At 73.6% G+C, this 6,972-nt stretch carries 6 protein-coding genes; 3 read left to right on the top strand and 3 right to left on the bottom strand.

Going from position 1 to position 6,972, the window contains the following annotated elements; genetic code table 11:
• Positions 1 to 202: 202 nt before the first annotated feature.
• The gene (locus ACF07B_RS39710) at positions 203 to 1,327 is read left to right on the top strand and encodes an ABC transporter substrate-binding protein (RefSeq protein ID WP_392182512.1); all 1,125 of its coding nucleotides are present in this window, start codon (positions 203 to 205) and stop codon (positions 1,325 to 1,327) included.
• Positions 1,328 to 1,400: 73 nt separating this feature from the next.
• Here ACF07B_RS39710 and ACF07B_RS39705 read toward each other — a convergent pair whose 3' ends face one another.
• Entirely contained in the window at positions 1,401 to 1,820 is a 420-nt protein-coding gene (locus tag ACF07B_RS39705) for a VOC family protein (protein WP_392182511.1), read from the bottom strand.
• A gap of 269 nt (positions 1,821 to 2,089) precedes the next feature.
• Between ACF07B_RS39705 and ACF07B_RS39700 the strand changes: the two genes are divergently transcribed.
• Positions 2,090 to 2,770 (top strand): adenosylcobinamide amidohydrolase, encoded by a 681-nt coding sequence (locus ACF07B_RS39700; protein WP_392182510.1) that lies wholly within the window; start codon positions 2,090 to 2,092, stop codon positions 2,768 to 2,770.
• A 119-nt stretch (positions 2,771 to 2,889) separates the two neighbouring features.
• Complete coding sequence (locus ACF07B_RS39695; RefSeq protein ID WP_369480259.1) at positions 2,890 to 3,405, top strand: hypothetical protein; 516 nt, start codon at positions 2,890 to 2,892, stop codon at positions 3,403 to 3,405.
• A gap of 295 nt (positions 3,406 to 3,700) precedes the next feature.
• Here the strand turns inward: ACF07B_RS39695 and ACF07B_RS39690 are convergent, their stop codons facing one another.
• Both ACF07B_RS39690 and ACF07B_RS39685 read right to left on the bottom strand, forming a co-directional pair.
• Positions 3,701 to 5,293, bottom strand: coding sequence for an alpha/beta fold hydrolase (locus ACF07B_RS39690; protein WP_392182509.1), 1,593 nt, complete (start codon positions 5,291 to 5,293; stop codon positions 3,701 to 3,703).
• A complete protein-coding gene (locus tag ACF07B_RS39685) occupies positions 5,290 to 6,540 on the bottom strand; it encodes an alpha/beta fold hydrolase (protein WP_392182508.1) in 1,251 nt (416 codons plus the stop codon). The genes ACF07B_RS39690 and ACF07B_RS39685 overlap by 4 nt, the downstream gene beginning before the upstream one ends.
• Positions 6,541 to 6,972: the final 432 nt, after the last annotated feature.

Below are 6,972 nucleotides of genomic sequence, written 5' to 3'. Positions count from 1 at the left end.
TGGGGGCCCCTACACCCGTCACCTTCCTGTTGGGGTGCCCGTTAGCCTCTGGCCCGACCCTGGGGCGGCCCCGGGGGGGGCCGCCGGGCGCCCGGGGGCCGGCCGCCTTCGGCCATCCGGCCCCGCTCCGTGGCCGGACAGGCGAAGGCGGCCGGCCCGACGCCCATGGAACGCCGCACAGGTTCACGGGAGACCCCGACCCATGAAGACGCCACCATCGCCGCCCGTGTCGCCGTCCGCCCGGACGCCGGCCGACGGATCATCCGTCCGGATCGGTGCTCTTGTACCGCTCACCCGGCCCGGCTGGGCCGAGGCGGGCCGACACCTGCTCACCGGACTCGAACTGGCCGTCCGCGAGGTCAACGACACCGGCGGCATCGCCGGAAGACCCCTCGAACTGCTGGTCCGCGACACCGCGGCCGATCCGCACAAGGCGGCGTCGGCCGTGGACGAACTGGCCGGCCTCGGCGTGGCCGCCCTGGCGGGGGAGTACCACAGCGTCGTCGCTCGCGCCGCGGCCGCCAGGGCCGACGCGCTCGGAGTGCCGTTCCTCTGCTCGTCGGCGGTGCTCGACATGCTCACCGAGCGGCCGACGCCATGGGTCGCGCGCCTCGCCCCGGCGCAGTCCCACGGCTGGACGATCTACGCGGACTTCCTCCTCGGCGCGGGCCACACCCGTATCGCCGTGGCGACCGAGCCGAGTGTCTACTGGGCGTCCGGAACAGGCATCCTGCGAAACCGCCTCGCCGCACACGGTGGTTCGGTCGTAGAACTCGACATGCGCGCGCTGACGCCCGCGGCCGTGTGCGACGAACTCGTCCGTCATCGCGCGACGGCACTGCTTCTCCTGGTCGGCCATCCGGAACCCGCGGTGTCGCTCGTCGCGTCGGTCCGTCGCGACGAGCGCCTGCCCGGGATCACGATCGGTGCTCCGGCCGGGCAGCCGGAGCTCGCCGAATGGGTCACGCGCGCCGGCGACGACGGCGCCGCCGTCCCGTTCCTGCGCTACCTGCCGGAGCGCCTGAGCCCACTCGGCGCCCGCGTCGGGACGGTCCTGCGCGATCGGCTGGGCCAGGCACCCTCCTTCGTCGCCTTCGAGGGCTACGACACGGTCACCGTCCTCGCCGACGTCCTGCGCTCCCAGGGCACGGACCGGGCACGGATCGCCGCGGCCTGGCCGCTTGTCGACGTCGAGGGGACCCGCGGGCGGATCCGGTTCTCCCGTGTTCCGGGCATCGGCGTCTGGCAGTGGGAATGGGCGCCGGTCCAGGTCGTCGAGCGAGTGCGGGCGGAACCCGACCGCTTCCGGGTCCTTCACTCCGGGTGAGAGCGCGCAGGGTGCTCGACGCGGCGCGTGACCGCCTCGCCGTGCACCCTGGCGGTGGCGGGACCAGGACGGATCAGGCCGTCGGAGACCCGGCGATGTTGACCATCCACTCGACGCCGAACCGGTCCGTGCACATGCCGAACGTGTCGCCCCACATCTGCTTCTCCAGGGGCACCGCCACCTTGCCGCCCGCGGACAGCTTGGACCAGTAGCCGCTCAGCTCCCCGGCGTCGTCGCCGCTCAGACTCACGGCCAAGTTGTTGCCCGCGCGGCGTTCCATCCCCGGCGGCGTGTCGGCGCCCATGAGGACGAAGCCGTTGGGGGCCTCCAGCATGCCGTGCATGACCTTGTCGGCGAATCCGGGCGGTGCCTCGGAACCGAAGGCGCCGAATTCGTGGATCGCCAGTTCACCGCCGAAGACCTCCTGATAGAAGGTCAGGGCCTGCCTGGCGTCACCGGAGAAGCTGATGTAGGGGTTGAGACGAGAGCCCACAGAAGGTCCTTTCGTGACGGTCGGTCAGGAATGCACCCTAGTTGGGATGTACTCGGCCGCCGGGCATCCGAGCCCGACGGCGCGCGCCGCTTCAGGCGCGTCGGCTGTCCTCGCAGATCCCGGTTCCCCAGGGACCTGGGCGTGCGAGGCGCGCCGCCGAGGGACGCCCTGGACGCGGTGAGGGCCTCGCCGGACACGGTGGCAGCGCCGCCGGCCGGGTGGCCACACGTACGATCAGTTCGTCCCCGCCCCGCAAGGAGTCCCACCCGGTGACCGCAGTCGTTCCACCGTCCCGCCCCGTCACCTCTCTGATCTCCGTACAGCGGATCACCCGCGTCGAAGACGGCGAGCGGCTGAACGCACTGCTCTGGCGGGCGGGCTCCGGATGGCGGATGGTCAGCAGCGCGGTCCTCGGCGGCGGCATCGCGGAACGCGCCTGGGTCCTGAACGCCCAGGTCTCCCACGGCTACCGGCGCACGGACCCGGCCCGGCACCTCGCCGAACTGGCCCGTACCGTCGGCGCCCAGGGGTCCGGGGTCGGGCTGATGACGGCCGCCGACGTCACCCGGTACACCGGCGCCCACGACATGGGTGCCGAGGCGGTCGCGACGGCCGGACTGGGGGTACGGGGCTGGGCCGCGGCCCCGGACGGGCCCCTGCCCCGCCCCACCGCGCCGGGCACGATCAACATCCTCGCCGCACTGCCCGTGGCACTCAGTGATGCCGCCCTGGTCAACGCGGTGAGCACGGCCACGGAGGCCAAGGTGCAGGCTCTGCTCGACGCCGGTTACGACTGCTCCGGCACGCCCACCGACGCCGTGTGCGTCGCCGCGCGTACCCCGCGTCCCGGGGAAGAGGTGCACGCCTTCGGCGGGCCCCGCTCCCAGTGGGGTGCCCGCCTCGCCAGGGCCGTGCACGCGGCCGTGCGCGCGGCCGCCGAGGAGGCTTGAGACCGCCCGTGGCGAGAACGCGCCACAACACGTCTCCGGCAGTGCAACCATTCGGGCCCCGAGCATGTCTCCCCTAGTGAAATAGTGTGTCCCCTTCACCAGGAGCAACTGGGGGCGTCATGCACCACCACCCATCCCGCGCAGTCATAGTCGCCGGTGTCGTTCTCACCGCCGTCGGCGCCACGATTCCCGCCTCCGCGGTCACCCAGCCGAAGGCCGCCGCGACGCCTTCGTCCCCCGCGCGCATCGTCAACGCCCGTTGGGCCGGGCACTGCACCTACGACCGGCTCGTCATCGACGTCCAGGGCGGCGCCCCGTCCGTCGGCGTGAGCCGGGTCAGCACTCTCCGCTACGACCCTTCAGGGAAGAAGGTCCCGCTCGCGGGCAAGTACTTCCTGTCGATCAGGCTCTCTCCCGCGGTCGCTCACGACAGCGCGGGCAAGTCCTTGTACAAGGGCCCCCGACTGGTGAAGATCCCGTTGTACAAACTGAAGGGCCTGGCCCTGACCGGGGACTTCGAGGGAGTCGTCTCCTTCGGAACCGCGTTCCAGACCAAACCGGCGTACAAGGTGTTCAAGCTGCACAGCCCCGAGCGCGTGGTCCTGGACGTCAGCCACACCAACCGGTGCGGCTGACCGCCGGACCGTCGCCCGAGAGCGCCGCTGAGCGTCGGGGGGGCCCCCGCCGCCCCCCCCCCCGGGGGGGGGGGGGGGGGGGCGGGGGGGGGGGCCCCCCCCCCCCCCCGCGGGGGGGGCCCCCCCCCCGCCCCGGCCCCCGCGCCCCGGCGCGGGGGGCCCCCCCCCCCGCCCCCCCCCCGCGCGGGGGGGGCGCGGCCGCGGCGGCCCCCCCCGACGCACCATCCCTGCGCGGCGGGAAGCCGCTTGATCGTGATCGCGGGCTGCGCGCTCCCTGGACCTGGGAGGTCGCTCGCTACGGCGCGATCTCGAACCGCGGAGGCTGAAGACCCGTGAGGCACGACTTGTCCGGTGCCGTCGGCGTGTCGAAGAACGACTGCGTGATCGTCTGCGCGCAGGGCGATTCGGCGAACGCGACGTGGGCGACGTACGGGACCGTCACGGCGGTGGAGCGGCTCAGGGTGCGCGCCACGTAGGGCCCGTTGCTCGGCGCGGTCTGCGCGTCGAAGCCGGCCGACATGACCAGCGTGGGGATGTCACTGCGTACGACGCTGCGGACGGCACGCGGTTGCGCGGGGACGTTCCAGGCGCGGCAGTCGTCGTGGAGGAAGGCGAGCTGCGGCGCGTTGGCGAGAACGGAGCGGGGGAACGTGGGGAACACGCGCCGTCCCGCCCGGATCACCTCGGCCTGGGTCTCGTACGGCGTCCACTCGCCGCAGAAGACGCCGTAGGCGAGCCCGTGCGCGACCCGGCCGACGGCCTGCGGGCTGAGCTTGCCCCCGGCCCACTGCTCGGCGATGCGCTGCGGGTTGCCGTGCGCCAACTCGTCGATGGAGCGCGGCACTCCGGGCGCCAGGTGGGTGGCGGAGGTCAGCCAGGTCACCAGGGTGCCGCCGTCGATGACGACCTTCACCGGGGCGGGCTGTCCGGGGACGGTGACGTGGGTGGTCACCGGATGGGCCTCGAGCTCGCTCACCAGGCCCTGGAAGGTCCTCGACAGACGGGGATAGCGCTGGTTGCACGCGGGCTGCCGCGCGCAGGCCGCGAACAGACCGTCGAAGCCCTCGCGCGCGGCCTTCCAGGTCACCGCGCCCCCGGCCAGGGAGGGCGGCAGCACGCCGTCGATGCCGACGGACCGGACGCCCTGTGGGTGCGCGCGCATGTACGTCAGGGCCAGGTCCGTGCCGTACGAGATGCCGAACACGTTCCAGAGTCTGATGCCCAGGGCGACGCGCAGGTCGGCGTAGTCGGCGGCGCTCTCGGTGGTGTTGTAGGCGCCGAGATCGGCGGTGCGCCGCACCAGTTGATCACGGCAGGCCCGCGTCGCCCGGACGTGCAGACGTCCGGTGGAGGGGGCGTTGTAGACCAGGCCGACGGCGCGGGCGTTGAACTCGTCGATGTTCGGGCAGGTGAGCACAGGGTCGGCGGAGTAAGTCCCGCGCTGGGACATGAAGATGAGGTCTCGGTCGCGGTTCAGGCCGCCGTCGACCGCCAGTTGGGCCTCGGAGGCGGCGTCGTCGCCCGGTCCGCCGGCGAGCCACACGATCGGGTCGGACGCGTGTCTGCGGGTGGCGGCGGGCACGATGGCCACGGAGAGGGTGATCTTGCGCCCCCTGGGGCGGGAGCGGTTCTCGGGCACCGTGAGCGTGCCGCAGTGCGCCCCCTCCAGAGCGGGGACGGGGTCCGCGGTCCGTGGGCAGGGGCCCGGTACGAAGCGGGAGTGGCCGGCCGTCCGGGCGACCGTGCCCGGACTCGTCGTGGTCCCGGACTCCGCCTCGGCGGGGGAGGCGGCGAGACCGGCGACCAGGAGGCCGGCCGTGGCCCCCGCCAGCGCGGCGGGGAGCCGTCGCGCGGTGCCGGGACGGCGCGGCGGACGGGAGGACATCATGACTTCTCCAGTGCGGGGACGATGGTGAACGGTTTCGGCGTCAGGCCCGCGACACAGCGGGTGTCGGGCGCGGTGGGACGGGTGAGGAACGAGGTCAGGACGCTCGCCGCGCACGGGGACTGGGGGACCACCCAGTGGCCGATTCCGGGAATCCGCACGGTCGTCGAGCGGGACAGGGTGCGGGCCGCGTACGCGCCCCAGCGGGCCCCCGTCTTGGCGTCGAAGGTTCCGGAGAGCACGAGCGCCGGCACGTTGCTCACGGTCGTCACCCGCTGGACGGGGGTGCGGTCCGGGACGTTCCAGACGCGGCACGCCTCGTGCTGGAAGGGGAGCTGGGGTGCCTGGGCCAGCACCGAGTCGGGCCACCCGGGGAAGGCCCGGCGGCCTGCCGCGAGCAGGTCGGCCTGCGAGTAGCCCGGCACCCACTCGCCGCAGGCCACGGACTGCGTGAGGCCGTGAGCGAACTCGCCGATGACGGGTGTGGCGCCGGCGGCGCGGGCCCGGGCGAAGCGCTCCGGATCGCCGTGGGCGAGTTCGTCGAGCGCCGCGGGGACGTCGGCGGCCGGGACGGCGTTGGCGACGAGCAGATTGACGAGCGCGCCCCCGTCGAGGACGACCCTGACCGGCGCGCCTCCCGCGGGAGGCTGTGCCATCACCGTCAGGGGGTGTGCTTCGAGCCGCCGGACCTGCTGGGTCAGCGTGCGCGAGAGGTTCGGGTAGCGGTTCCTGCACGCCGGCTGGGCCGCGCAGGCGGCGAAGACGGTGTTGATGCCTTCCTGGGCGCTGTCCCAGGTCCACGGCAGACTCACGATCCGGGGAGGAACCACCGAGTCGATCGCCACCGAGCGGATGCCCTGGGGGTGGCGGCGGAGATAGGTGAGCCCGAGGTCGGTGCCGTAGGAGTATCCGTAGACGTTCCACCGGCGGATGCCGAGCGCCTTGCGCAGGTCGGCGAAGTCGGCGGCGTTCTCGGTGGTGTTGTAGGCGCTCAGGTCGACGCCTTCGCCCGCGAGACGGTCCCGGCACTGTTTGGTCGCGCGCACCAGGCGCCGTCCGGTGGACGCCGCGTCGTAGCGCAGCCCGACGGACTCCGCGGAGAAGCGGTCGATCTCCGGGCAGGCGAGGTTCGGCCGCGCGTAGCGCGTTCCGCGCTGGGTCATGACGATCAGATCGCGGTCCCGGTTCACGCCCGCGCTGATCACGAACGGCATGTCGTCGAACGCGTCACCCCCGGGACCGCCGTTCATGAACACGACCGGATCCGCGCCTGACTTCGGCGAGACGGCCGGGATGATCGCGACGGCAAGCCGGATCGTCCGCCCGCCGGGGTGGGTGCGGTTCTCGGGGACCTCCAGAGACCCGCACCGTCCCGGCACCGGCTCGGGCGTCTCCGGGCAGGGACCGGGCACGAATCGTCCGGGCGCACCGGGCCGCGGTCCGCTCTCGGACGCTGTCACGGCGTGACCGGGCGCCGGGGAAAGGACACCGAGGAGGGCCACGCCCGCCGTGACGACTGCCAGCCTGCCGCGTGCGTGCCGGGAGCGGCGCCGCTCGGACCGGTACGGTGTCCGCACCCGTTCGGACCCGGAGCCACCGCGACGGACGTCGCCCTCGCGCCGGCCACCGCCACCCCCGCCGCCGAAGGTCCAGCGACCGCCGCCCCCGCTGTTCCAGCGACC

The organism is Streptomyces sp. NPDC015532, from assembly GCF_043078065.1.
Taxonomy (GTDB): domain Bacteria; phylum Actinomycetota; class Actinomycetes; order Streptomycetales; family Streptomycetaceae; genus Streptomyces.
Note: the sequence above shows the minus strand (reverse complement) of the source record. Positions and strands in the feature narration are given on the sequence as shown.